Here is a 23,311-nt window from a genome sequence, read left to right as displayed (position 1 = left end):
CGGCGCCTTCCGCTCCCCCCCCCCACCCCCCCCCCCACCCCCCCCCACACCCCCCCCCCCCCCCCCCCCCCCCCCCCCCACCCCCACCCCCCCCCCCCCCCCCCCCCCCCCCCCCCCCCGCCCCCCCCCCGCTTCTATTTACGCAATTTCGGCTAAATGGACGTCATTTCTTCAGGTGGTCAACCAGCTGCGAAGCGATGCCGTTGTAGCTGCCTGGGGTCAGCGACTGCAGGCGGGATTCGGCTTCAGCCGAGAGGCCCAGTTCGCCAACGAATTCCTTCAGGCGGGCTGCATCCACGCGGTGGCCGCGGGTCAGGTCCTTCAGTCGTTCGTAGGGGTTGTCCATGCCCTCGACACCGGCGATAGCCTCGGCGCGCATGACCATCTGGATGGCCTCTGCGAGAACCTCCCAGTTGTGGTCCAGGTCGTCAGCCAGCACGGCTTCGGCGACAGACAGGCGATCCAAGCCCTTGGCAACGTTGGAGATCGCCAGCACCGAGTGGCCGATGGCGGTACCGATGTTGCGCTGCGAGGAGGAATCGGTCAGGTCGCGCTGCCAGCGGCTGGTGACCAGGGTGGAACCGAGGGTGTTCAGCAGGCCGTTGGAGATCTCCAGGTTGGCTTCTGCGTTCTCGAAGCGGATCGGGTTGACCTTGTGCGGCATGGTCGAGGATCCGGTGGCGCCGGCCACTGGGATCTGCGCGAAGTAGCCGATGGAGATGTAGCTCCAGACATCGGTGCACAGGTTGTGCAGGATGCTGTTGAAGCGTGCAATGTCTGCGTAGACCTCTGCCTGCCAGTCGTGGGATTCGATCTGGGTGGTCAGCGGGTTCCAAGCCAGGCCCAGGTGCTCAACGAAGTCCTTGGAAATCTGCTGCCAGTCAGCGGTCGGGACCGAAGCGTAGTGGGCAGCATAGGTGCCGGTAGCGCCGTTGATCTTGCCCAGGTACTCGGTCTTCTCGACGCGATCCAGCTGGCGGGTCAGGCGCCACGCCAGAACTGCCAGTTCCTTGCCCAGGGTGGTTGGGGTGGCTGGCTGGCCGTGGGTGCGCGAGAGCATCGGCACGTCGCGGGAGTCCTCGGCCATCTTGGACAGCTGTGCCACCAGGTCGCGGGCTGCCGGCAGCCATACCTGCTGCACGCCGCCCTGGACGCCCAGAGCGTAGGACAGGTTGTTGATGTCTTCAGAGGTGCAGCCGAAATGCACCAGCGGCTTGAGGTTGCCAATGCCGATCGCTTCCAGGCGGTTGGCGATGTAGTACTCGACAGCCTTCACATCGTGAACGGTGACAGCTTCGATCTCTGCCAGTTCCTTCACGGAATCAGCGTTGAAATCGGTGACGATCTTGCGCAGTGCTGCCTTCTGTTCCGCAGAAAGCGGGGAGGTGCCTGGAAGAACGGAGTTATCGGTCAAGTGGATCAGCCATTCAACTTCAACGTGAACGCGATCGCGGTTCAAAGCCGCTTCGGAAAGGTAGTCGACCAGCGGTGCCACGGCGCTGCGGTAGCGTCCGTCGAGGGCAGTCAAAGCCAGTGGTTCATTAGCAAGGGAAGTGCGCGCAATCTCAGCCATACTCATATTCTTCCATCCTCGGCGCTACATCACATCTTTTACTTCACCGCTGTTTCCACAACCGGTCGCCAAACGTGCTGGTGCCCCATTGTTGCTGTCCATGATGGTGGACAAATTCTCAAGGATGCGGAGCAGGGAAATGATGTTTCAAGCGACGCTGCTGACGGTGGCAAGTCAGCTCGATGACGCCCAGAAAACCACTAAGTTCGCCATCGCACAGTTGGGTTCAATCCGGGCATTGACTTGGAATTCAAAGGCTGGCAAGGCGTTTCTAGACAATGTTGAGGAGCTGAGCCAGCGACTGGAAATGCTCAATGGCGAGCTGAACAACGCTGAAGAGTACCTGGGGGTTGCCATGCGTGAGATCCAAAACCTCGAAGCGCAAATCATGAACCAGAGAATGGCCTCGTAGCCATGGGATATGAAGTCAATTACAACGAGCCGGATTACGCCCAGGCAGGGGAAATCTGCCAGCGGGTTGCTCGCGACATCAATGGCATATCCGACGCATTACTCAGGGCCGCGCAGGCTGCGGACAGTTGCCAAGGGGACCTGAATCTGCAGTGCATGGCGGCAGGCATTGAAGCCAGGGGCTATGGCATCGGGCATCTAGGCGATTTGATCAGAGACAGCTATCAGCAGGCCAGGGAAGGCGAAATCACAGCGTTCGAACTTACCGGAAAGGTCTCTGCGGCCATGCGGAATTATGAGGTTGCCGAAGCCGCAGTTGAACGGATGATGCTCGTAAGCACCAGCGCGGTACTGGTCGGGGACTTCATATCCAAGACCCGCGATAACGGCTGGCGTCCGCCGAGGGAAAGCATGGAGACCTTTTTGCGCTTGCTGATGTCCTACATCCCGCACTGGCCCTTGGCGCCGAATATGACCTTGACCGAGCAAATCGAAGGTACCGCCAAGTCGCTGTCGCGGATTATGCGGCTGCTGGGGTCAAACCGGAATACCGAAATAGAGCTCGCAGGGCAAGATCCAGCTCAGACGGTTGAACTGGATGGCAAGATGAGAAGCTATTTCCAGCTGCACGAAAAGCTGGAGGGCGAAGGCACGGAGAACAACGGAAAGATCATGATCGTCGAAGCTGACGATGATACTTATATCGCGCTCTTTCCGGGGACGCAGGATGACGCCGAAGTTCCTTCGCCTTTTGGCCCGGAAGGCATCGCTGACGGCTTCGGGGTGGAATCCGAGAATTTTGTGGAACCGCTCGATGAAGCATTAAGGCTCAGCGGAGCGAAAGAGGGCGATGAAGTAATCCTTTCCGGCTACTCGCAAGGAGGCATTCACGTAGCCCAGCTGACGAAGAACAAGTTCTTGAAGCGCAAGTACAAGCTGAACAAGGTGCTGACCCTTGGTTCTCCCATCGGCACTATTGATCTGCCAGAGGATGTCCGCAGCCTATCCGTAGAAGACCGAAAAGATATGGTGCCCGGCACCGATGGCGGACCCAATCCCCGCAAGGGCGAGCATTACACCACCACTTTCCCAGGTCTGCGCGAGCACATGCAGGACATCTTGCCCGAAGACGGGCTCTTTGGCCCGTCGCATCACCTCAAGAATTACGGTGACCACCTCCTGGAACTCGATGAGGACCCGAAACTGGAAATCAGAGAGCATCTGAAGCAGTTCTACCTTCCCGAATCCCCGCTGAAAATCCGCATGTTCAAGCTGGAGCGCAAGCAAAAAGAACGTCCGCCCTTGAAGGAAGAAGACAAGGAGCGGCTCAAGCACATGGCACCACGCCACTAAAGCGCTCAAGAACTGCAACCAGCCGGCCGGATCAGCATCACCGGGTATCACCGTGCTGATGAATGGTGCTGTGGATCAGGGCAGAAGATGGGACGCTGATCGGGGCCGGCGAATAGGGTATTAACGAAAGAGGACGGCACCTGTCGGATGCCGTCCTCTTCTTGTACTGCGTCGAATACCGCTTACTCGTTCTCGCTCTTGACGAACAATCCGAGGACCGCAGAGACGATGGAGATGATAATCGTGCCGGCGATGGCATCCCACCAGAACTGCTCGATGACCAGTTCAATCGGGGTGAAGGTCGTCAGCCATGAAGTCAGCAGGAGCATCAGGGCGTTAATCACGATGGTGAACAAGCCCAAGGTGAGGCAGGTGATTGGCAAGGAGAACAGCTTGACGATCGGACGGACCAAGGCGTTGACCAATCCGAAGATTGCGCCAACCGCCAAATAGGCGATGACCGTGCTTACTGCACCTTCGCCGGCCGCGACGATCTTGAGGCCGGGCACAATCCAGACGGCGGCGGCGAGGGCAAGCGCATTGACGATGACTCGAATCAGAAAGCTCATGCCTTAACTTTGGCATAGAAATCTGGGATTAGGATGAACCGCAGATATCGCTAAACCCTTAGTGAGGGCTAGGCTTTGAGGTATGACTGAGAACCCGGTGACCCAAGATCAGGTGCAGCCACGCTCTGTAGTTGCACGTTTACCCAAATACGCTGCGGGCAAGCCGCCTGCCCCTATTGAAGGCGCGAGAGCTTACAAGCTGTCATCGAATGAAATTCCCTTCGGTCCCTTGGACGCTGTGCATCGGGCGGTCGTGGAGCAGTCCGGCCTGAATCGCTACCCTGATCCGCTATCGACCAAGCTGCGCGAAGCACTTTCCGAGTACTTGGACGTTCCTGCGGAAGACATCGTGACCGGGGCCGGTTCCCTTGGCGCGTTGGTGCAGATCCTGAACGCCTTCGCGGGCCAGAACGAAGACGGCATCCAGGATGAAGTCATCTATGCGTGGCGTTCCTTCGAGGCCTACCCAATCCTCGTGCAGACTGCCGGTGCGCTGCCCGTTGAAATCCCGTTGCTGGAAGACGGGCGCCACGATCTGGAATCCATGATCGCAGCGGTGAACGAGAACACTTCAGTCATCTTGCTGTGCACACCGAATAACCCCACCGGTCCGGTACTCAGCCAGGCCGAAGTCGATGACTTCCTGGCACGGGTTCCGAAGAACGTGCTGGTTGTCCTGGATGAGGCCTACACCGAGTTCGTCCGCGACGAGAAATCGGTGGATGGCATCCATACCTACAACGAGAACGAAAATGTGGTTCTCCTGCGCACTTTCTCGAAGGCTCACGGCCTGGCGAATCTCAGGGTGGGCTACTCGGTGGCCCACCCGGAGATCACCGATAACATCCGCGTAGTGGCCACCCCGTTTGCCGTCTCCAGCGTGGCCGAGGATGCCGCGGTCGCTTCGCTGGCCCACATCGACCAGGTGCTTGAGCGCGTTGAGGGCTTGGTCATGGAACGCGAACGAGTTGCCTCGGCCCTGGCCGGGCAGGGCTGGAAGATTCCTTCCACCCAGGCGAACTTCGTCTGGCTTCCGCTGGGCGAAAAGACCGATGAGTTCGTCGAGCGGGCAAACGCCGTGGCGCTGTCGGTGCGCGGCTTCTCGAACGAAGGAGTGCGCGTCTCCATCGGCGAAGTTGAAGCAAACGATCGTTTTATTGAACTGTGCAAGGAATCACTAGACCTGGCATAGGGGCAACTGGTGCTGATTTCTCGCGTTTTAGCGGTCAGTGCCTATAGGCTTAGAAATTAGACAAGCCGTATATGTCCCATGCGGAATGTATTCCGTGTGGGGCATATTTATGACCGAAGGATGATAAATGACGCGTGCTGCGACCGAGGCGACGGAGCCGGATCTGATTCAGATCCTGACTCCGGACGGCCAGCGTCAGTCCCATGGAACGTACGATGCGTATCTGGGTGACGTTGATGATGACATGCTTCGCGGCTTCTACCGCGACATGGCATTGACCCGTCGATTCGACCAAGAGGCCACAGCATTGCAGCGCCAGGGCCAGTTGTGCCTCTGGGTCCCGCTGCGCGGGCAGGAAGCGGCGCAGATCGGTTCCGGCCGTGCCACCCGCCGAAGCGACTACATCTTCCCCACCTACCGCGAGCACGGTGTGGCACTGACCCGCGATGTGTCCTTCTCCGAAATGCTGCGCCTGTTCCGCGGCATCTCCGGAGGCGGCTGGGATCCCCGGGAAAACAACTTCCACATGTACACCATGGTGCTTGCCGCGCAGATGCCGCATGCCGCCGGTTATGCAATGGCTTTGAACATGGAACAGCGCGGCTGGGATGAAGCCCGTCGCGCCAAGGAGGGCAACGCCGTAGTCGCCTACTTCGGCGATGGCTCCTCCACCGAGGGCGAAACCCATGAGTCCATGGTCTTCGCCAGCTCCTTCAACGCACCGGTGGTCTACTTCTGCCAGAACAACCAGTGGGCGATCTCCGTTCCTTTCGAGGTCCAGTCCAAGGTGCCGTTGGTCAACCGCGCCGCAGGCTACGGCATGCCGGGAGTGCGCGTGGATGGCAACGACGTGCTGGCCGTTCTGGCGGTCACCCGCTGGGCGCTGGAACACGCACGCAGCGGCAAGGGCCCGGTCCTCATCGAGGCTGTCACCTACCGCCTCGGCGCGCATACCACCGCCGATGATCCAACCAAATACCGCATGAGCGAAGAAGAGGCCCAGTGGGCCCCGAAGGACCCGCTGATCCGCCTGGAAACCTACCTGCGCGAGAACAACCTGGTTGACGACGCCTACTTCGAGCAGCTGGCCGCCGACGCTGATGCGATGGCTGCCAAGGTCCGCGAAGACGCCATGGCCTTCCCTGTCCCGCCGCTGGCCAAGTCCTTCGAGCAGGTCTACGCCGAAGCGCATCCACTGATCCAGGAAGAACTGGCCTGGCATCTGGAATACGAAGCAGGATTCGCCGATGCGGCTGAGGGAGAGCACTAAATGACCACCACAATGACCCTGGCCAAGGCCATTACCAGCGGCCTGGACAAGGTGCTGGAGTCCAATGGCAAGTCTCTGCTGATGGGCGAGGACATCGGGCGCCTCGGTGGCGTCTACCGCATCACCGACGGGCTGATCGACAAGTATGGCGAGCACCGCGTCATCGACTCGCCGCTGGGCGAGGCCGGCATCGTCGGCACCGCCGTGGGCATGGCCCTGCGCGGCTTCAGCCCGCTGGTGGAAATCCAGTTCGACGGCTTCGTCTTCCCGGCTTTCAGCCAGATCACCACCCAGCTGGCCAAGATGCACGCCCGCTCCGAGGGGCGTCTGACCACGCCTGTAGTCATCCGCATCCCTTACGGCGGCGGCATCGGCTCCATCGAGCACCACTCCGAATCCCCGGAGGCGCTGTTCGCCCACACCGCGGGCCTGCGCATCATCACCCCGTCCAACGCGCATGACGCCTACTGGATGATCCAGCAGGCAGCCAGCTGCCAGGACCCGGTGATCTTCTTCGAGCCCAAGCGCCGCTACTGGCTCAAGGGCGAGGTCGATACCGAAACCCCGGCGCTGGATGCCTTCAAGGCGCAGGTGGTCCGCCCGGGCACCGACGCGACCATCGTCGCCTACGGCCCGCTGGTGCCGATCGCCCTGGCTGCCGCTGATGCCGCGCTGGAAGATGGCCGGTCCATCGAGGTCATCGACCTGCGCTCGCTGTCGCCGATCGATTTCGACACCATTACCGAATCGGTGCAGAAGACCGGCCGGCTGATTGTCACCCACGAAGCGCCGACCTTCGGCGGCCTGGGCGGCGAAATCGCGGCCCGCATCACCGAGCGCGCCTTCCTCTCGCTGGAAGCCCCAGTGCTGCGCGTGGGCGGATTCCACATGCCTTACCCGATTTCCAAGGTGGAGTCCCAGTACCTGCCGGACATCGACAAGTTGCTTGAAGCCCTCGACCGGTCTTTCGCTTACTAAGCGGAATCCAAGGAGTAGTAATGACAGTCTTTAATCTCCCCGATGTGGGCGAAGGCCTGACCGAAGCGGATATCGCCTCCTGGAAGGTCAAGGTGGGCGACACCGTTGAGGTCAACCAGATTTTCGTGGAAATCGAAACCGCGAAGTCGCTGGTCGAGCTGCCCTGCCCCTTCGCCGGGGTGGTCACCGCATTGCACGCGGCCGAGGGCGATACCGTACTCGTGGACAAGCCGCTGATCACCATCGATGAAGAAGGCAACGCGGCACCTCCAACCGGCGTGCCCGAAGCAGCCGAAGCCCTGAGCACCGCCGCACCGCAGGCCTCGGAGGAACCCGGCCCGCTGGTCGGATCGGGCCCCACCGCTGATGCCTCGGTGCGCCGGGCACGCACCACCCGCCCCGCTCCTTCGACGGCCGGTGCGCGAACCGCAGCGGTGCGCGCCTCCGGCTCCGCCTTGGCCGAGACCATCTCGCGCCGCGCGCAGTCCCTGGGTACCGCGGTGACCCGCGAAGTCGACCGCCGCAAGCCTGCGGTGGCGAGCTTCGTGGACCGCGTGCTGGCCAAGCCGCCGGTACGCCGGCTGGCCAAGGAGCTGGGCATCGACATCAACGACGTGGTGGGCACCGGCAACCAGGGCGAGATCACCCGCGAAGACGTCAACAGCTACCAGGCCCAGCGCGAAGCCGAGCATGCAGCGGCGCCAACCTATTGGGCCCACGGCCAGCTGGCCGATGCCCGCGTGGAACGCACCCCGGTGCGCGGCGTGCGCAAAGCCACCGCCAAGGCCATGGTCGACTCGGCCTTCACTGCACCGCATGTCTCGATCTTCGTGGATGTGGATGCCAGCCGAACCATGGAATACGTGCAGCGCCTGAAGAAGTCCCGCGACTTCGAGGGCATCAAGGTCTCGCCGCTGCTGGTGCTGGCCCGTGCCGTGATCTGGGCGGCGGCCCGCAACCCTTCGGTGAACGCCAGCTGGGTGGAAACCGCAAACGGCGCCGAGATCCACCAGAAGCGCTTCATGAACCTGGGCATCGCGGCAGCCACGCCGCGCGGCCTGCTGGTGCCGAATATCAAGGACGCCCAGAACCTGAACATGAAGGAACTGGCCATCGCCCTGAACGATCTGGCCACCACCGCGCGTGCCGGCAAGACCCGTCCCGAGGACATGCGCGATGGCTCGCTGAGCATCACCAACATCGGCGCGCTGGGCATCGACACCGGCACCCCGATCATCAACCCGGGCGAAGTAGCCATCGTTGCCTTCGGCACGATCCGCCAGAAGCCATGGGTCATCGACGGCGAAGTGGTCCCGCGCTGGATCACCACCTTGGGCGGATCCTTTGACCACCGCGTGGTGGATGGCGACCTCTCGGCCCGCTTCATGGCCGACGTGGCATCGATCCTTCAGGAACCGGCGATGCTGCTGGACTAAGGGCTCCCGGGCCAGCGAGGCAGCCCACCGCCCCGCGCAGAACCTTTCGGGGATCTGCGCGGGGCGGTGTCGTCCCTGCGGTTCGAAATGTTCCTTGAGCAGGGTTATTCAAACCCCTGTTGATACAGTTGTTCCCATGAACCGCACGTTTTGCACCGACCTGAAGTACCCCGGCAAGCTGCTGCTCGCGGGCCTGTTCGCAGCCCTGGGGCTGGGCCTGGGACTGGGTGCCGTGCCGGCGCAGGCAGCCGCGGATCCAACTCAGCCAGAGGCCACGGCTCCGGTCTACCCCTCGGCGACGCCCGACGATGACTCCGCAGATGAAGGCACCGTCCTCATCCCGTCGGTGACCTCGCAGGAAGGCAACTTCTACCTGGCAGTCACCGATGCGGCACTCGATGAGGTGGATTCGGAACGGATCATGGACCAGGTCCGGCAGGCCGTGGGCGAACAGGATGCGAAGATCCTGCTCGGGGTGGACCAGGAACCCAACAACCTCAAGGGAGCAGGGCAGCTGGTGCGCGGGATGCTGATGTTCGGCGACAGCGACGCGCTGAGCGATGACTGGCTGGAGAACGGAAAGACCCTGGGCTATGTCGGGGAAGGCTGGATCGCCATCGGCGTGATGCTTCCCCAGGAAGCCGGGGATCCGGTGGAAATCGCCGTGGATCCCGGGCGCGACGTGCGCGAAACCGCACCGGGAAGCCAGCAGCGGATCCTGGAGGCAGGGCAGGGAGAGTTCGCCGCCGGGGATTACACCGCGGGGATCACCGCCGTCGCGCTGGCCACCACCCAGCAGCTGCAGGCACCGCCGGACCGGACACTGGCCAAGGTGATCGCCGTGGGCGCGCTCGCCGCCGCCGTTGCGTTCCTGCTCGCATGGGCCTGGCGTGCCAAGCGCCGCAAGGCCCGGCAGGCAGCCGCCGCCGATCGCAACAAGCAGGCCGAGCTGCTCGAATCACGGATCCAGCGGGCAAGCATTTACCTGGACCGCCATCCGGTGCCCGATCCCGGACTGACGGGGGAGAGCCGCTTGGCGCAGGTGATGGCAGAAATTGAAAGGCAACGGGCCGGCTCCCAGCCAGGGGCCTTGCGCGCATTGGACACGGCCCCGGATTCCCTGCAGTCGCAGCAGGTCTCCGAAGCGCAGCTGGCCCAGCTGCGCGACCGCGAGCACGAGCTCTCGCTGCTGCGCGGAGCGGTGCAGCTGGCCCACGCCTTCACGGCACGGCCACGGGATTCGCGCGAGTCCTGGAACCGGATTGTCGAATACCACCGTGCACGGCTGGAGGACCTGGCGCTGTTCCTCGATCTTCCCGGTGCCGGGCGATTGGCTTGCGCGCAGGCCGCGCGCACCGTGATCATCACGCATACCGATGAGCTGCAGCTGCTGCACACCCGCCTGAGCTGCAGGAGTGCCGGCGCGGATACGGCCCCGGGGATCCTGGACAGGCTGTGGGAACTGCGCGACGAACTCGATGGCGTGTTGCACGATGCACTGGCCCAAGCCGGCCAGGCGAGGCTGAAGATTCCCCACGGGCTGGGCGAATCAATGGAGGGTGCGCAGCGGAAAACCGATCCGCTGGAGGACGATCCCATCGCAGTGCTCCGGAATTTCGCGCCAGGAAGCGGGACCCGCTGATGCCTGCCCGCTTGATGCATGATTCCACCGGACGGCGCTTGCGCCGCCCGTACCATTGGACTGCCATCGCCGCCATCATCATGGCGCTGGTGACCACCGCGCTGGGCGTGCGTGCGGTGATGGCCGTGCAGGCAGCCAACGTCCCGGACCCCTACGAGGTCCAGGTGGTGGTCCGCGGCGATAACGGCTTCAACATCACCCAGCAGACGGTGGACGCCGAGATGGCCCGGCACCCGGTGCGTGCCACGGCCCCGCTGGAACTGGTCATCACCGACCGCTGGCTCACGGGTGATGAACTGCTGCGCGGGCAGGTGCCGGAAAACCAGATCATCGTCTCGACCAGGATGGAGAACAGGGATCCCGGGCTAAGCGACGCCGAACAGCGCTTCGCCGGGGTGGGCCTGGACCGCAGCCTTGCAGCATCCGACGACGCGCATACCGACCTGCGCTTCGACATCGAGCACGCCTTCACCAAGAACGTTTCGGTAGGCCATGGGCCCAAGGCGGCGGCGGCCGCCGCGCATACTGCCGCCGTGCTGCTGGACGATTCGCCCAGCAGCTCGGCGATCTTCTGGTTCGCGGCCGTGGGTGCGAGCGCCATGCTCACCGCCGCATTCCTGGCCAGCGCCCTGCGCTTCCGCTCGCGGTGGGCATCGCGCCACAGGCGGCTGGCCGCGGCGCAGCGCAAGCTGGCCCGCGTGCTCCTGGACCTCGAAGCACTGGAAGCCACCTACCAGGCCACCGACCAATCGCGCCGTCCTGCCGGCTTCACCAAGGCGTGGCGGCAGCTCGAATCCCTGTCCCTGGATGCCGCCCGCCGCGAAGCGCCCTTGGTGCGCTCGCTGTTCACCCGGGCTGAATGCCTGGAACAGAGCACCGGGCAGCAGCTGGCGGCCTTCGAGGCCGACACGCGCAAGCTGACGGAACTGGCCGACTCGCTGATGGGCGCCGGCTCGGTGCATGCGCACCTGGCTGGCACCGGATCCACCTTCGACAAGCTCAGCAGCCCGATCAACGATGCGGCCACGGCGCTGCTGATCCGGCTGGACACCGCTCCGGGCACCATGGTGGCCGGCAAGGACCTGGCGGATTTCCGCAGTGCCCTCGGCGAACTGCTCAATGCCGCCCATGGCGATACCAGCCAGCGCACCGCCATCGAGCGCTGGGCCGAGGCCGAAAGGCGGCTGGCGAAGCTCGCCGGGAAGATCGCTGCCCGGTTGCGCCGGTATCCGCGGGGCCTGCCGCAGCCGGTGCCCCAGATCGGCGCCCAGCACAATGAGCTGCGCTCCAGCCTGGGCTTGCCGCCGGTATCCAAGCAGGGTGCGCTGGCGCAGATCGCCACGGCGAACTCGCTGGCCCGCGGGATTCTCGGCGACACGCTGCAGACCGACCAGGCTGCCGGAGGGACATCGGGCGAACCTGCTGGCTGGCAGCGCATGCTGGCCCGGCTCGCCAGCACCCGCAAGGCAGCTGGCGATGAACCGCCGAAGCTGCGCCGGGCGTGGAAGTCTGGACTGCTTGCGGCCCTGCTGGTGGGCAGCCTGATCGCCTCGGGGCTCATTGTCTCCTCGATAGCCAACGAACCCGAACGCACCCATGAGGGGTCCGGCCGGGGAATGGAACTTGAAATCGATGACCAGGGCCAGCTGGTTGACGAGGCCGAGATCCGCCGGTACATGGAAGAGGACTTCGACACCCCGCAGCAGATCCTGGTTGCGGTGCGCGATGCCGAAGCCTACCTGGAACTCAAGCACTTCGACGGCTCGGAATACCGTGATTCGACGCCCGAGAGCGTGCGCGCGGCGATCTTGCGGATCAAGGACGAATACTCCGATCGCGCTGATCCTGCCAACGGGGAGCTGCCCGAGGACTTGACGATCATTCCGCTGCTGATCACGGACGAGGGCAAGGGCATCATGCCAGGGCTGATTTCCGGTGCGGTCATCAGCGGTACCGCCTCGTGGGGAACGACCGGCGGGTGGGAGCACGGAAGCATCTACGAGTCGAACTATCCGGCGATGGAAGCGGCCAGCGCGGCCGAGGACTTCGCCGTGGTGCTCAAGCAAGCCGGGTACGAGCAGCCGGACTACAACACCACCTTGCTGTACTGGATGCTCGTGTTCATGCTGTTCTTCACGGTAATCAACGTTCTCCAGGTGATCCAGTACCTGCTCGGGGCGACGTCGCAGCTGACCCGGTTCTCCCGCGGCTCGCGGTCCGTCCAGCATTCGCGCCGGCAGCTGGAGGAGCTGGCCATGGGCTTGGAGGATTCGCAGATCAATGCGGTGGCCGTGCTCGGCGCGACCGCGGCCGGGAATGCGGACGAGGCAGGGCAGCGATTGTTCGAGCGGGCCTTGATGATGGCTTGGCGCGAAGCCCAGGAGTTATCCTCGATGACCCTGGGCCAGCGCCTTGCCGCCGGCTATGCCCAGCGCGCGGCGCATCTGGCCCGGCTGGTAGCGCTGCTGGGCGAACGCGATGCCGACGTGGCGCGGCGGGCCAAGGCGCTGGTGCTGGCCAGCCGCGGTGCCGGGGGAGATGCTCCAGCGCCAGTGGAACTGCCGGGACAGAAATGACTCCGCCCCGGCAGTCCGGCACTGCGCGGTTCTAGCCCAGCAGCTCGGGCAGTTCCTGCGGCGCGTTGCCCAGCACCTTCTGGGAGAGGAACTCGGTGACAACCTGGTACCAGATCTTGGCGTGCTGCGGGGACAGCACCCAGTGGTTCTCATCCGGGAAGTACAGGAACTGGTGCTCGGTGCTGCCGTCTTCCTTCTGGGGCAGCCCCGAATCGGCCAGCAGCTCGTACCACAGGCGCAGGCCCTCGCCGATGGGCACCCGGTAGTCCTTGTCGCCGTGGATGACCAGCATCGGGGTGACGATGCTGCCCACCGAATGATGCGGCGAGTTCTGCTCGCGCATTTCGGGGCTCATCTCGCGGGTCCAGTAGAACGCGGCGTCGGTGGTCTTGCCGAAGCCTTCCAGCGCCCACAGGCTGGCGTGGGTGACGATGGCCTTGAAGCGGTCGGTGTGCCCAGCCACCCAGTTGGCCATGTAGCCGCCGAAGGAGCCGCCCATCGCGGCGGTGCGGGTTTCATCGATGTCCGGCCGCGCCTCGGCGGCATCGGTGATGGCCAGCAGGTCCGTATACGGTTCTTGGCCCCAGCGGCCCCAGCCGCGCTGGATGAACTCCTGGCCGTAGCCGGTGGACAGGGCCGGATCCGGCAGTAGCACGGCATAGCCCTGGGCCACCAGCAGCCATGGGCTCCAGCGCCAGCTCCAGGCATTCCACGAGCCCAGCGGCCCGCCATGGATCCACAGCAGCAGCGGCGCCTTGTCGGCGGCAGAAGCGGTGGCGGGCAGGGCCAGCCAGGCGCGGATGCTCGACCCGTCTTCGGCGGTGGTCGTCACCTCGGTGAGCGTTCCGGGCAGGGCCGGACGGGACACCGGGGAGCGCAGTTCGGTCAAGGCCGCGAATTCGCCCGGCTCCAGGTCGCCGGTATGCGCCAGGTCGATGGCTACCGGTTCGGCCGGGTACAGGTAGCTGGAACGCAGCGCGTAGGCGGTACGCGAGTCGCTGCGGATGGCCAGATCGGTGAACGCGCCGTCATCGGTGAGCCGGGTGATCTTGTCGTTGTACAGGCTCAGATGGAAGACCGGGGCGTGGCCGTTGTCATCGGCGGTAAGCAGCAGCGAGCGCCCGTTGGGAACCCACTGCAGGTCGCTGACCCAGCGGTCCCAGCCGGCGGCGATCCGGTGGGTGGCGCCGTCGGCCAGGTCCATCAGCCACAGCTCGAAGACCGGGGCGGTATCGGCGGTGGAACGCTCCCAGCGGGCGTAGGCCAGCTGGGTTGAATCCGGGCTGATCTTGCCCAGCGTATATTCGTACGTGTCGTCGGGGGCCAGCAGCATTTCGTGGGCGCCGGTGTGCAGGTCGATGCGCATCAATCCCGGGGCTGAGGAGGCCCGGCCTTCGGGAACTTGCCATTCGGTGACCAGGAAGGCCCCGTTGGAAGCGACATCGTAGTAGGTATCCTCCAGATTCGCGCCGATGCCCGGGGTGAGATCGGTGAGCTGGGTACTGGTGGCGTCCTGCAGGCCGGGCAGGGACCCGGTGTAGTAGTGCGGGGTGGCCGGTCCCAGATCTTCGTCCCAGTAGCGTACCGGATAGCCGGTGTGCAGGATCGCCGAGACCTTCTTGTCCTTGCGTCCGGTGCGCAGTGCCGCTTCGGCCTCCAGATCCTTGGCACGGCTGAAGGCCGAGGTGCGCAGCACGACGGTCTGCGGGGACTGCTGGCAGATCCGCAAGGACTGCACCCCGGCTGGGTGGGAAATCACCGAGCGGGCTTCGCCTCCTGCTACCGGCAGGATCCAGCCTTCGGCCTTGGCGTCTTCCTTGGATGAGCGCTTGGCGACGAAGAGCAGGTCGCCGTTGGCGGTGAACTGCGGTTGCGATTCGCCGTGCTCGCCGAACGTCAGCCTGCGTGCTGGTTCTTCGCCTTTGGGATCCAGCGACCAGAGGGCGCTTTCGTATTTCGTCTCATCCTCGGAAAGCTCGCTGAGGGTGGTGACGAGCTTGGTGCCGTCGGGGGAGAGCGCCAGGCCGCTGAGGCGGCCCAGGCCGATAAATGAATCTAAATTATGAAATGAATGCTTAGAGTGTTCCACTTCACATATCTTGCCACTGTTCGCGGCTGGGCACTACCGGAAATCGAAAATTACCTGGCATCGGGAGCACGACCGGGACAACTTGCAACTAAGGCGTGATGCTGCAGCTATTGGAAAAACCTGCAAGGCCATGGAGGATGGGTTCCATGGGGGAGCTCGCGATGTCAGCTGCATGACCGGATGATCGATCAAGGAGTTGGAAAAGATGAACCGTGCCAGAACCCGTCTAGGCGCGCTCCCGATGATGTGCGCGGCAGCGCTGATGCTGGCTGCCTGCCAGGGAGCCGAGCCGGAACCGGCCGAAAGCCAGAGCGCAGCACCCAGCGGAACGTCTCCATCGGCAAGCGCCAGCGCGCCGACCGCTTCCAGCCCCGAATCCAGCCCAACGCAAAGTACCGCAAGCGCGGATGCGCCAAGCTCGGCGGCGCCAGAGCTGAGCCAAGTGCATGAAGTGCACGGCATCCGCGTCTTTACCCCTGAGCAGTGGACTGCCACCGGGGACGACTGCGACGGCGAGTGCACCGAGTGGGATGAATGGGAGATCAAGGACGCGCAAGGCAAGCACGTGCTGACCCTGATCCCCACCACGGCAACCTCTCCGGATGGAGACACGGCGCTGTATGAACGGGAGCTGCTGGATCGCAAGGAACTTGAAAATCCCGGAGCGGATACCGGATTCCGCCCGACGAGCCTGATTGCCGAGTTCTGGGAATCGACGGACCAGGAAGATGGGGAGAAGGATTCAGGATTCGACATTGCCCTGATCGATGACGAAGAGCTCGGCAAGCGCGATGAGAACCCGGACCTGAACTTCTTCAGGATCGGCGAGCAGTCGCCGATGATGTGGGTTGAAGAGGATTATCTGGAAGACCATGGTGTTCCTGACGACCCGACCAAGCAGCAAGCGCAGCAGTTCCTGGGCACCGAGCAATACGCGTTGGTGCGCGACATCCTGCTCAGCGTGGAACCTGCCGTCGGCTAGCCCAACCAGAACATAGGAAAGGCAACAGAAATCAGACGATCGCGCTGGCTTCTGTTGCCTTTCTTCACGCCTCAAGAAGCTGCATTCCGCGCCCAGAATTGGTAGCGAGTGTGCTGTGTTCCACGCAAGGGTGCGGAAGGGCTGCAGATGCTGAAGACCATCGAAGCGGGCAGGAGAAATTGCCGCTGAGTGGCGAAGATGCAGGGTGCGTTGGAAACCTCGGTGGCCGCGAAAAGCAGGCTTGGCTGTGCCGTCTGTGCGGTGTAACCAAAGCCCAAAAAGACTCTCATGTCACATTGTGTGGCCTGTAACATGCTACTGTGTGTAGGCACACAAAGTCATAACGTGAAAGGTGCACACATGGGCGTGCTGGCACTTGGCGTATTCATCGCCGTGACAGTCATAGTTAACGTCGTACTGAAACGGCGTATTTCAGAGGCGCTGGTACTAGCGCTGATAGCTTGTTCACTGGTCGGCGGCGCGGATGCGCTGAACTTGTTGAGCGCAGCAGTGATAGACGGCTTCCAATCAGACGTGACCTTCGCGGGCATGGCCTTTGTGTTCATGGGAGTGATCGTCTCGGCGACAGGCCTGATCGAGCGCCTGATCCATATCCTGAACTCGATGTTCGGGCGCGTTCGTGGCGGATCGGCCTACGTCTCGACCCTCGGCTCGGCCGCAATCGGATTGGTGGCGGGGTCAACCGCAGGCAACACGGCGACGGTCGGCTCGGTAACCATTCCGTGGATGAAGGAAAACGGCTGGTCTTCCAACCGCGCTGCAACGCTGGTAGCAGGAAACTCCGGCTTGGGCGTCGCGCTCCCGCCGAACAGCACCATGTTCATCCTCTTGGCCATGCCGGCTGCCGCTGGAATTTCCGCTGGCGACGTATATGTTGCACTGGCCATTGGTGGCGCTTATTGCGTGCTCTACCGCATGATCCTGGTGTTCACTTGGGCTCGTGCCGACGGCATTCCCGTAGCGAATCGCGATGGCATAGCGACGCTGGGGCAAGCATTGCGCGAAGGCTGGCGCTCGCTGCTGATCTTCCTGGGTATCGCGATCCCCGTCGCGCTGACCTTCGGCCCGCTGTTTGAATTCCTATCCCGTCCGGAATTGGTGGGCAAGGACTCGATGGGATCGATCTCGATCATCGTTTGGGTTCCGATTCTGATTTCGGCGATCGCATTGATCGAGGGGCGAAAGCGGATCTTCGCACCGGATTCGAAGTTCAAGGTGATCTTGAATCGCGAGCTGCCGCAGTTCGCCACTGTTGGTGTTTCACTCTTCGCGGCGCTGAGCGCATCGAACATCATGGAGGCCCTGGGCGTCGGTCCGCAGCTTTCAGATTTCCTGGGTTCACTGGATATGCCAAAGGCGGCGATTGTCGCAATCGTCTGTGTCATGGCTGTGGTCGTAGCCACCCCGCTGTCCTCGACGGCAACCGCCGCGGCCGTGGGTGCACCGGCAGTGATGGCGCTGACCAGCGTGGGTATCGACCCAGTCATCGCCGTGGTGACAGTGCTGTTGTGCACCTCGACCGAGGGTTCTTCGCCACCGGTCGGAGCGCCGATCTATTTGGCTGCCGGCTTCGCCGAAACCAATCCAACCAAGATGTTCATGCCATTGCTGGGCTACTTCGTGCTGCCAATGATCGCCATTGCCTGGCTTGTCGGCATGGGCTGGCTGCCGATTCCGATTTCGTAGGAGATAAACATGCGACTCATGAAAATTCTGTTTCTGATCTTCTTGGCGCTGTTCATGATCGGCGGCACGGCAATCGTCGGCACGCAGCTGGCAGGTGTGCTGTCGCTGAATGGCGACCTGGTCAGCGGCGCAAAGCAGGTCCTGTACCCGTGGACATTCAGTTTCGCGACAGCGTGCGCTCTGTGTGCCTTCGTGCTGCAGTATTCAAAGGAATACAAGGAAGACGAGCAGGACTAGTAGCCAGCTGTCAGTTCTGTCCACAAGTTTTCAGGGTCAAGGTCCAAACCTTGGCCCTGAACTGCTTGTGCGAGCAAAAGCTTTCCTGTCGCGACCAGGTGCTGGCGCATCGCCAGGGCCGCTGCCGGGGCGTTGCCACTGGAGATTGCGGTGATAATCGGTTCATGCTCGACCATGATGTCGCTCAGCGTGCGCTGCTTGCCTGCGGTGGAAACGCCCAGCAGCCGCGTTGCGACACGAAGGCGGTTCACGATGTTGCGGCCGCGGTTCGATTGCGCGACTTCAAGGATGAAGTCGTGCAGCTGCTGGTCCAGATCGAAGAACTCTTCGGTCAGTTCGGCTTCGGCGCAACGGGACAGACCGCCAACGATCTCATTTAGCTGCGCTGCGATTTGCGGGGTGCAGGCCTGCGCGGCTCGGAACGCGGCAGGAACCTCCAGAGCCAGCCGTAGCGAGAAAATTTCTGCGACATCTTTTGGCTGGGTCGGAATGATGCGGAAGCCGCGATTCCGCGCAAATTCAATCAAGCCGGCTTCTTCCAGACGCAACAGGCCATCGCGCACCGGTGACCGGGAGATCTTCAATCGATCAGCCAGCTGGTACACGCTGTAGAGGGTGTCGGTCTTCAATTCCCCAGAAATGACAGCTGAACGGACGTAGTCCATCACTTGTTCGGTCAATGTGCGCCCATGTTGGGCGGGGACTTGGGGATCGGAGGTCATGAACTGATTCTCTCATTGAAATCGACTGCGGAGTTTTCACGTAATCAAGAAACTAAACAGTGTGTAACATGTTACTCTGATGAGACGAATCAACGAGAGGCGATCACCATGTCAGCTCAGTCGAGCATCCAGACCTTGAGTCCTGAGGCAAATGAGATGCGGGAACGGCTACGGACCGATCTGACGACTCGGGCTGCATATATTTCCGATGCCTCGATATTCCGTCGGGTTCCGCAAGCGGTCCTCGAAGTGCGCAGCGAGGCCGACATCGCCTTGGGTATCGAATATGCCAAGGCCGAAGGCCTTTCGATCACGTCGCGAGGTGGCGGCACCTCGGTTGCGGGCAACGCCATCGGCGAGGGGTTGATCCTGGACACCTCCCGCTATTTCAATAAGATCCTCGACATCGATCCCGAGGCGAAGACCGCACGCATCCAGCCTGGAGTCATCTGCGACCAGCTGCGTGATGCGGCTGCTGAATACGGGCTGACCTACGGCCCGGACCCGTCGACCCATAGCCGTTGCACCGTAGGCGGCATGGTGGCCAACAACGCTTGCGGCTCGCACTCGCTGGCGTGGGGCACCGCCGCGGACAACGTCGTGTCCATGAAGATCATGCTAGGCGACGGATCCGTGGTTGAGGTCAACTCCGACGGCACCAGCAGCGAAGAACTTGACGGGAATCTCAAGGCGCTTCGCGATGCGAACCTCAAGGAATTGCGCACCGAACTGGGCCGCTTCGCCCGCCAGGTCTCCGGCTACGGCATGCACTATCTGCTCCCGGAAAACGGGTTCAATGTCGCCAAGGCGCTCTCCGGTTCCGAAGGTACCTGCGGGGTCATCACCGAGCTGGTGGTGCGCCTTGTCGAGAAGCCGAAGCATACGGCGCTGGCAGTATTGGCTTTTGAAACGGTCTTCGACGCCGCGGCTGCGGCCGCATCCCTGCGCCGGCCAGGCCTTGCCACCGCGGAAGGCATGGGCGGAGATCTGCTCGATGCGCTGCGTAGCCGCCCCGGGCAGCAGGATGCCGGATCCAACCTGCCAGGCATGGGTGCCGCCAACCGCGGTGGCGTAGCCAAGGCCGGCGGCTGGCTCTTCTGCGAGACTGCTGGGCAAACCATGGAACAGGCACGAAGCATCGCCGATGAGCTGGTGCAGTCCGCGTATGCCGCGCAGACCGGAGCTGCGATCGATGCCGTGGTCGTGACGGACCATGCCGAGGCCCGCACGCTATGGAAGATCCGCGAAGCCTCCGCCGGTATTGTCACCCGTCTGCCAGATGGCGGCGAGGCCTGGCCGTCCTGGGAAGATTCCGCGGTTCCGCCGGAAAATCTCGCCGACTACCTGCGCGACCTGTACGCGCTCATGGACACCCATGGACTGCGCGGCATCCCCTTCGGGCACTTCGGCGAGGGATGCGTCCACGTGCGCATCTCCTTCGATTTGGGCACCGAAGAAGGCATGGCGATCTTCCGCCAGTTCATGGAACAGGCCGCCGACACCGTAGCCAAGCACGGAGGCTCGCTGTCCGGCGAGCACGGGGACGGCAGGGCGCGCTCGGAATTGCTCACCCGCATGTACAGCCCGAAGATGATGAAGGCATTCGCCAGCTTCAAGGCGGCCTTCGATCCCGAGGGCCTGTTCAACCCCGGGGTATTGGTCAATCCGGAACGCATCGATGAGTCGCTGCGTCCCGGACCCGGGCAGCGCAGCTTCGAGCTGACGCCGGTTCATGCGCTCTCGCGCGACAAGGGTTCCTTGGTCAACGCGGTCAACCGCTGCGTGGGCGTAGGCCTGTGCCGTTCGGACGAGGGGGCCATGTGCCCGTCCTTCCAGGGCACTCATAACGAGGTCAACTCCACGCGCGGCCGTGCCCGGGTGCTTTCCGAGATGTTCCGCGGCACCACCTTGCCCGATGCCTACAAGTCCGAAGAGGTGAAGGACGCCCTGGACCTCTGTCTGTCCTGCAAGGCCTGCGCTTCCGAATGCCCGGTCAATGTGGATATGGCGACCTACAAGTCGGAGTTCCTGCACAAGTTCTACGAGGGTCGCATCCGCCCGATGGCGCACTACACCATGGGGTGGCTACCCAAGCTCACCCACTGGATGCACCAGGTGCCAGGTGCGGCATCCTTGGCCAACACCGTGCTGCGCTTCGAAGCGGTGCAACGGCTTGTCAAGAAGGTTGGCGGCATTGAACCGACACGCAAGATGATCACGTTCTCGGGCGAATCGCTGCAGCGCTGGGCGGCCAAGCGGAACGAAACAGAAGCCGCATCGCCGCAGGGCACCGTGGTGCTCTGGCCGGATTCCTTCAACAACCACCTGGATACCGGACCAGGCGAGGCGGCAGTCGAAGTGCTCGAAACCCTCGGCTACCGGGTGATCATTCCCGAAGGGTTCGTCTGCTGCGGTTTGACGTGGCACTCAACCGGCCAGCTGGATACCGCGCGCAAGGTCATCAAGCACACCTTGGACGTCATGGAACCCCTGGTCAAGGCAGGCTACCCGGTAATCGGCCTGGAACCGTCCTGCACGGTGATGCTCGGCCACGAAATCACCGAGCTGGTTCCCGAGGATCCTCGCGCGGCGGCGCTGTCGGCGGCCGTCGTGCCGTTCGCGGATCTGATCGCCAAGCATGTTCCGGCCGATGGCAAGCCCAGCGCCAGCTGGCCCTTCGAACAGCTGAACGTCGGCGCGGTGTCGCAAGTCCATTGCCATGAGCGTTCGCAGGGTGACCATGGCTCATCCTCGGCCGTGCTGCGCAGCATCGGCATTGACGAGCGTGAAATCGAAACCGGCTGCTGCGGCTTGGCCGGCAACTGGGGATTCGAACCCGGACATGCAGAACTATCCCGCTCGCTGGGCGAACGCGAGCTCTTCCCGGCCATCCGCAATCGTGCGCAGGACGATGTGGTGCTCGCCGACGGATTCTCCTGCCGCACGCAGATCGCCGAGGGCACGGAGGTCCGCGGCATGCATCTGGCGCAGGTGCTGCTCAAGGCCAAGATCACCGGCTAGCCAGGCTCGGAACGCAGAAAACCGGCCCGGACACAGCGCGATGCTGCATCCGGGCCGGTTCTGCGATCCTGCTACGGCTGGTTGGCCGGCTGCTCGTTGCGCAGCCGTGCCTCGGCGATCTCGTTGATCCGTCCGCGGCACAGGTACCAGCCGCCGATGATCAGAGGGATGATGATCACCAGCGAGGCAACCGTCCAGGTGCCTACCGGATTATCGAAGGCCATCATCACCAGCACCAGGGCCAGGAAGCCCAGGGTTACCCAGCCTGAAACCGGGGCGAATGGCATCCGGAAGCTGGGTCGATCCTGCTCTCCGCGCTTGGCGGTCTTCATCAGGGCCATCTGGCACAGCACGATCATCGCCCAGGAGGCAATGATGCCGATGGCAGCGAAGTTCAGCACGATCTCGAAGGCCTTGGCCGGGACCACGGCGTTGAGCACCACGCCGAGCACTGCCACCACGGCGGTGATCACGATGCCGCCGTAGGGCACCCCTGCCTTGTTCATCCGTCCGGCGAATTTCGGTGCCGACCCGTTCAACGACATGGAGCGCATGATGCGCCCGGTGGAGTAGAGCCCGGCGTTCAGCGAGGACAGCGCCGCGGTGAGCACCACCAGGTTCATCACCACGTCCATGCCCTGCACGCCGATGGATCCGAAGAAGGTCACGAACGGCGATTCTCCGGCGCTGTACGCGGTGTAGGGCAGCAGCAGCGAGAGCAGTACCAGCGAGCCGACGTAGAATACGGCGATGCGGATGATCACGGTGTTGATCGCCTTGGGCATGACCTTTTCCGGATTCTCCGTTTCACCCGCGGCGGTGCCGATCAGCTCGATGGAAGCATAGGAGAAGACCACGCCCTGCATCAGCACCAGCACCGGCAGCAGGCCGTTGGGCAGCAGCCCCCCATTATCGGCCAGCAGCGAGAAGCCGACCTCATGCCCGTCCAGCGGGGTACCGAAGATGACGAAGTAGCAGCCGACAATCAGGAAGGCCACCAGGGCCACGACCTTGATCAGCGCGAACCAGAATTCCATCTCGCCGAAGGCCTTGACGGAGATCAGGTTCATGGTGAGCACCACGGCCAGCGCGGCCAGCGCCCAGAGCCACTGCGGCACCGAGCTGATCCACCCCACGTATTTGCCGAAGAAGCCCATGTACAGGGCGACCGCGGTGATGTCCACGATGGCGGTCATCACCCAGTTCAGCCAGTACAGCCAGCCGGTGGCGAAGGCCGCCTTCTCGCCGTAGAACTCGCGGGCGTAGGAGACGAAGGAGCCGGTCGACGGACGGTGCATGACCAGTTCGCCCAACGCCCGCAGGATCAGGAAGGCGAAGAAGCCGCAGACCGCGTAGCTGATGACGATGCCCGGGCCGGCCGCCTCGAGGCGCCCTCCGGCGCCCATGAACAGGCCGGTGCCAATCGCTCCGCCAATGGCGATCATCTGCATCTGCCGGGAGGACAGGCCCTTGTGGTAATCGTTGTCGCCGGCCGTCAGCGCGGCATCGGGGACGTGCGCCGCGGTGGCGTGCGGAGTGGAATTATCCATATG

Annotated in this window: 17 protein-coding genes; 12 read left to right on the top strand and 5 right to left on the bottom strand. The window is 63.1% G+C overall.

The window, feature by feature from the left end; translation table 11 throughout:
* Positions 1–163: 163 nt before the first annotated feature.
* Entirely contained in the window at positions 164–1,573 is a 1,410-nt protein-coding gene (gene purB, locus ACIQTS_RS12965; protein ID WP_402473610.1) for an adenylosuccinate lyase, read from the bottom strand.
* Here purB and ACIQTS_RS12960 point away from each other — a divergent pair.
* Entirely contained in the window at positions 1,554–1,985 is a 432-nt protein-coding gene (locus ACIQTS_RS12960) for a hypothetical protein (RefSeq protein WP_105662028.1), read from the top strand. The genes purB and ACIQTS_RS12960 overlap by 20 nt on opposite strands.
* A gap of 2 nt (positions 1,986–1,987) precedes the next feature.
* Positions 1,988–3,337 (top strand): hypothetical protein, encoded by a 1,350-nt coding sequence (locus tag ACIQTS_RS12955; protein ID WP_402473609.1) that lies wholly within the window; start codon positions 1,988–1,990, stop codon positions 3,335–3,337.
* Positions 3,338–3,519: 182 nt separating this feature from the next.
* Here ACIQTS_RS12955 and ACIQTS_RS12950 read toward each other — a convergent pair whose 3' ends face one another.
* Positions 3,520–3,906: a phage holin family protein gene (locus tag ACIQTS_RS12950; protein ID WP_105656214.1), complete on the bottom strand. Its 387-nt coding sequence runs from the start codon at positions 3,904–3,906 to the stop codon at positions 3,520–3,522.
* Between the two features lie 82 nt (positions 3,907–3,988).
* On the opposite strand from ACIQTS_RS12950, the gene ACIQTS_RS12945 reads away from it, so the two are divergent.
* The 6 genes from ACIQTS_RS12945 to ACIQTS_RS12920 all read left to right on the top strand — a co-directional run bounded on the left by ACIQTS_RS12945 (position 3,989) and on the right by ACIQTS_RS12920 (position 13,000).
* Positions 3,989–5,098 (top strand): histidinol-phosphate transaminase, encoded by a 1,110-nt coding sequence (locus tag ACIQTS_RS12945; RefSeq protein ID WP_402473608.1) that lies wholly within the window; start codon positions 3,989–3,991, stop codon positions 5,096–5,098.
* Positions 5,099–5,225: 127 nt separating this feature from the next.
* The gene (gene pdhA / locus ACIQTS_RS12940) at positions 5,226–6,368 is read left to right on the top strand and encodes a pyruvate dehydrogenase (acetyl-transferring) E1 component subunit alpha (protein ID WP_105656216.1); all 1,143 of its coding nucleotides are present in this window, start codon (positions 5,226–5,228) and stop codon (positions 6,366–6,368) included.
* Positions 6,369–7,346 (top strand): alpha-ketoacid dehydrogenase subunit beta, encoded by a 978-nt coding sequence (locus ACIQTS_RS12935; protein WP_133834092.1) that lies wholly within the window; start codon positions 6,369–6,371, stop codon positions 7,344–7,346.
* Between the two features lie 20 nt (positions 7,347–7,366).
* Entirely contained in the window at positions 7,367–8,782 is a 1,416-nt protein-coding gene (locus tag ACIQTS_RS12930; RefSeq protein WP_402473607.1) for a dihydrolipoamide acetyltransferase family protein, read from the top strand.
* Between the two features lie 136 nt (positions 8,783–8,918).
* Positions 8,919–10,424: a hypothetical protein gene (locus tag ACIQTS_RS12925; protein ID WP_402473606.1), complete on the top strand. Its 1,506-nt coding sequence runs from the start codon at positions 8,919–8,921 to the stop codon at positions 10,422–10,424.
* Complete coding sequence (locus ACIQTS_RS12920) at positions 10,424–13,000, top strand: hypothetical protein (RefSeq protein WP_402473605.1); 2,577 nt, start codon at positions 10,424–10,426, stop codon at positions 12,998–13,000. Before ACIQTS_RS12925 ends, ACIQTS_RS12920 begins: the two co-directional genes overlap by 1 nt.
* Before the next feature lie 31 nt (positions 13,001–13,031).
* Here ACIQTS_RS12920 and ACIQTS_RS12915 read toward each other — a convergent pair whose 3' ends face one another.
* Positions 13,032–15,089, bottom strand: a complete 2,058-nt coding sequence (locus ACIQTS_RS12915) for a S9 family peptidase (protein ID WP_402473604.1) — start codon at positions 15,087–15,089, stop codon at positions 13,032–13,034.
* 205 nt (positions 15,090–15,294) lie between these two features.
* Between ACIQTS_RS12915 and ACIQTS_RS12910 the strand changes: the two genes are divergently transcribed.
* From ACIQTS_RS12910 to ACIQTS_RS12900, 3 genes are all read left to right on the top strand, one after another.
* Complete coding sequence (locus ACIQTS_RS12910; protein ID WP_105662025.1) at positions 15,295–16,071, top strand: hypothetical protein; 777 nt, start codon at positions 15,295–15,297, stop codon at positions 16,069–16,071.
* A gap of 345 nt (positions 16,072–16,416) precedes the next feature.
* On the top strand, positions 16,417–17,778 hold the full coding sequence (locus tag ACIQTS_RS12905; RefSeq protein WP_400289455.1) for a TRAP transporter large permease subunit: 1,362 nt from the start codon (positions 16,417–16,419) through the stop codon (positions 17,776–17,778).
* Positions 17,779–17,796: 18 nt separating this feature from the next.
* Positions 17,797–18,015 carry a hypothetical protein gene (locus tag ACIQTS_RS12900; protein ID WP_219844362.1) on the top strand — a complete coding sequence of 73 codons (219 nt, stop codon included), beginning with the start codon at positions 17,797–17,799 and terminating at the stop codon, positions 18,013–18,015.
* On the opposite strand, the gene ACIQTS_RS12895 is transcribed toward ACIQTS_RS12900, so the two are convergent.
* Positions 18,012–18,737, bottom strand: coding sequence for a GntR family transcriptional regulator (locus tag ACIQTS_RS12895; protein ID WP_105662022.1), 726 nt, complete (start codon positions 18,735–18,737; stop codon positions 18,012–18,014). The genes ACIQTS_RS12900 and ACIQTS_RS12895 overlap by 4 nt on opposite strands.
* A 108-nt stretch (positions 18,738–18,845) precedes the next feature.
* On the opposite strand from ACIQTS_RS12895, the gene ACIQTS_RS12890 reads away from it, so the two are divergent.
* Positions 18,846–21,758 (top strand): FAD-binding and (Fe-S)-binding domain-containing protein, encoded by a 2,913-nt coding sequence (locus ACIQTS_RS12890; RefSeq protein ID WP_402473603.1) that lies wholly within the window; start codon positions 18,846–18,848, stop codon positions 21,756–21,758.
* Between the two features lie 71 nt (positions 21,759–21,829).
* Here ACIQTS_RS12890 and ACIQTS_RS12885 read toward each other — a convergent pair whose 3' ends face one another.
* Entirely contained in the window at positions 21,830–23,308 is a 1,479-nt protein-coding gene (locus ACIQTS_RS12885) for an amino acid permease (protein ID WP_402473602.1), read from the bottom strand.
* Positions 23,309–23,311 lie beyond the last annotated feature (3 nt).

The organism is Glutamicibacter sp. NPDC090743 (genome assembly GCF_044769125.1).
Lineage (GTDB): Bacteria > Actinomycetota > Actinomycetes > Actinomycetales > Micrococcaceae > Glutamicibacter.
Note: the sequence above shows the minus strand (reverse complement) of the source record. Positions and strands in the feature narration are given on the sequence as shown.